Origin of the sequence: Piscinibacter defluvii, from assembly GCF_004011805.1 — a bacterium.
GTDB lineage: Bacteria > Pseudomonadota > Gammaproteobacteria > Burkholderiales > Burkholderiaceae_C > Piscinibacter > Piscinibacter defluvii.
On sequence record NZ_RCHJ01000077.1, the window covers coordinates 1 to 3,497 of the forward strand.

At 65.3% G+C, this 3,497-nt stretch carries 2 protein-coding genes; both read right to left on the minus strand.

The genetic code is table 11. The features are described 5' to 3' along the window. Positions 1 to 26: 26 nt before the first annotated feature. Entirely contained in the window at positions 27 to 362 is a 336-nt protein-coding gene (locus D9C15_RS32755) for a P-II family nitrogen regulator (RefSeq protein ID WP_128003648.1), read from the minus strand. Beyond that, the coding region (locus tag D9C15_RS32760; RefSeq protein ID WP_240668688.1) for an efflux RND transporter permease subunit at positions 359 to 3,497 on the minus strand (3,139 nt) is incomplete at its 5' end. The genes D9C15_RS32755 and D9C15_RS32760, both read right to left, overlap by 4 nt.

The following is a 3,497-nucleotide window of genomic DNA, read 5'->3' on the forward strand; positions in this document are numbered from 1 at the left end:
CCGAACCGGGCAGGCCTGCTGCCGCGTCATCGGATCGGCTCGGCCGAGGCTATGTCCATCACGTAGATCCAGCCGGCCACGGCCGACCCGGTCCTGGCCGTGCGCCGGATGACGTCCACCAGCGCGGGGACATCTTCGTCGTGGCAATGCAGTTCGACCTTGTACTCGTTGATGATCTCTTCGCCGAGTTCCAGCGAGTAGTGGCGCTCGGCATCGTCCAGGGGCACGAGCGACCCCTTGACGACGTAGACCGCCAGGTTGTGCTCGTCGTGATCTGGATTGTCCCAGACCGTCGAGCCCTTCAGCCCGGCAATGACGTCGGCGATGCGGCTGGCGTGGACGTAGGCCTTGATTTCCTTCATGGTGTCGCTCCTTCTTCGATGGCGGGAACCGATAGGGGCTGCCTGCGGCGCTCGGCGCGCAGTTCAGCCCATTCGTAGATCAACGGAAGCAGCAGCAGCGTCAGCGCCGTCGAGGTGATCAGCCCGCCGACAACGACGGTCGCCAATGGCCGCTGGGTCTCGGCGCCGACGCCGGTGGACAGCAGCATGGGGATCAAGCCGAGGATGGCCACCGACGCCGTCATCAGCACGGGCCGCAGCCGCAGCGCAGCCCCTTGCCGGACCGCCTCTCTCACCGACAGCCCGTGTCGTCGCTGATCGTTGAGGAACGAGACCAGCACGATGCCGTTGAGCATCGCGACGCCGAAGACCGCGATGAATCCGATCGCCGAGGGGACCGAGACGTACTGTCCCGTGACGAACAAGCCGATGATGCCGCCGATGATCGCGAACGGCACGTTGGCGATGATGATCGTTGCGTGCCGCAGCGAATTGAACGCGGTGTACAGCAAGAGGAAGATCAGCCCGATCGTCAGCGGCACGATCAGGGCCAGCCGGGCCAGCGCGCGCTGCTGGTTCTCGAAGGCGCCGCCCCACTCGACCCAGTAGCCGGCCGGCATCTGCACCGCTTCCTTGAGCTTTGCGTCAGCCTCCTTCACGAAGCTGTCGACATCGCGGCCCTTGACGTCCATCTGCAGCACGGCGTAGCGCTGCAGGGCCTCGCGACGCACGAACGAATACCCTTCGTCGAGCTCCAGCGTGGCCACCTGGGAGAAGGGTACGAGCGCTCCTTCGGCGGTGCGGATCGGGATGGAGCCGATCGCCTCCGGATCGGTACGGAAGCCGTCGGCCAGGCGTACAGCGATGTCGAAGCGCTTGGTACCATCGATCAGCGTCGACACGGCGCTGCCGCCGATGCCGGCCTGCACGACCTCCAGGATCTCGTCGGCGTTGATGCCATAGCGCGAGGCCGCTTCGCGGTTGACCTTGATGACGAGCTGGGGCTTGCCCTTGTTGGCCTCGGCTGACAGGTCGGTGACGCCTGGCACCTTCTCCAGCACGCTCTTGGCTTGTGCCGTCAGGCGGTCCAGGGTCTCCAGATCCTCGCCGTACAACTTCAGCGCCAGCGTGGCGCGCACACCCGAGATGAGCTCTTCCACCCGCATCTGGATCGGCTGCGTCGCGCCAAAGACCGAAGTCGGTACGACCTTCTCCAGGTCCTCCTGCATCTGCGATGCCAGCGCCGAGTAGGACGCCTTCTCCGGCCACTCGGCCTGCGGCTTCATGTCCACCAGCACTTCCATGTAGTTCACGTCCGCGGTCTCGCCCTTCTCGGCGCGGCCGATCGTGGCAAGCACGGAGCGAACTTGCGGGTACTTCGTGCGCAGAGTGGTGTCGACCGCCTGGGACACCTGCAGCGATTCGTCCAGCGAAGTCGACGGGATGCCGGTGACGCGGAACATGATGGCCCCCTCCTGAAGCTGCGGCATGAACTCCTTGCCAAGCAACGGGAACAGGGCCAGCGTGCCCACGAGCAGCACGAGTGCCGTGCCGATCACGCGCTTCTTGCGCTCCAGCGCCCAGTCCAGCAGCGGAACGTAGGCCTTCTTGGCCCAGCGAACCAGGAAGGTGTCCTTCTCTTCCTTGGGCTTGAGGATCAACGCGGCCAGCACCGGCACGAGCGTCAGCGACAGGACCAGCGAGCCGGCCATCGCGAACGTGATGGTCAGGGCCATCGGCTTGAACAGCTTGCCCTCGAGCCCGGTCAGGGAGAAGAGCGGCAGGAACACGACGATGATGATCAGGATCGCAAACGCGATCGGATTGACCACCTCGCGAGCGGCTTCCAGCATCACGTGCGTCCTGTTGATCGGCTTGCCGGACTCGCGCGCATGCGAGAGCAGCCGGAACGCGTTCTCGACCATGACCACGGCGCCGTCCACCATCATCCCGGTGCCGATCGCCAGCCCGGCGAGCGACATGAGATTGGCCGACAGCCCGAACCGCTGCATCAGGATGAAGGCGATCAGCATCGACAGGGGCAGCGTGACGATCACGACGATCGCGGACCGGAACTCCCCCAGGAAGAGGAACAGGATCACCGCCACCAGGATCGCGCCCTCGACCAGGGAGCTCTCTGCGGTCTTCAGCGCCTTCTCGACGATCTCGGTGCGGTCGTAGATCGGCTTGAGCGTCACGCCCTTGGGCAGCGCGGCCTGCGCGATGGCGAGCTTGGCCTTGACGGCGTCGACCACGGTCTTGGCGTTCTCGTTCACGCGCGACAGCGCCATGCCCAGCACGGCTTCCTTGCCGTCGCGGGTGACGGCACCAAAGCGCGGTGCTGGCGCCTCGACGACCTTGGCCACGTCGCGCACGCGGATCGGCGCTCCGCCGCGTTCGGCGACCACGATGCCGCCGATGTCCGTCACATTGCTCACCAGGCCCAGGCCGCGCACCAGGTACTGCTCGCGGCCCAGGTTGATGGACTGCCCGCCGACCTGCTTGTTGTTGGCCGTCAGCGCTTCCATCACCTGCTTGAACGACAGCTTGTACTTGACGAGTGCGTTCGGGTCAATCTGCACCTGGAACTGCTTCTCGTCGCCGCCCCAGGTGATGATGTCGTCCACACCGGGCGCCGTGCGCAGGATCAGCCTGACGGTCCAGTCGTGCAGCGTCCGCAGGTCCATGCTGGACAGGTTCTTGTCTGCAGACTCGACCGTGTACCAAAAGACCTGGCCCAGCCCGGAGCTGTTCGGGCCGAGAACGGGTTCGCCGTAGCCCTGGGGCAGTCGGCCCTTCACGTCCTGCAGCTTCTCGCCGACCAGGCGACGCGCGAAATAGATGTCGATGTCGTCGTCGAAGTAAACGCCGACGTAGGACAGGCCGAACAGCGAGACGGACCGCACCTCCTGAACGCCGGGCAGGCCGGCGAGGGCGCCTTCGATCGGGGCCGTGAGCAGTTTCTCGACGTCCTCGGCTGCAAGGCCGGGTGACTCGGTGTAGACGTTGACCTGGATGGGCGTCACGTCCGGGAAGGCATCGACCGGGACCTGGCGAAACGCCTGCACCCCGAGACCGATGACGATCAGGAAGGCGACGATGACCAGGACCTTGTATCGAAGCGAGGCATCGACAATGGCGTTGAGCATGATGGGT

Excerpts from the sequence above, each read along its gene's own strand:
- D9C15_RS32755 (WP_128003648.1), bottom strand. The coding sequence starts at position 362 with ATGAAGGAAATCAAGGCCTACGTCCACGCCAGCCGCATCGCCGACGTC.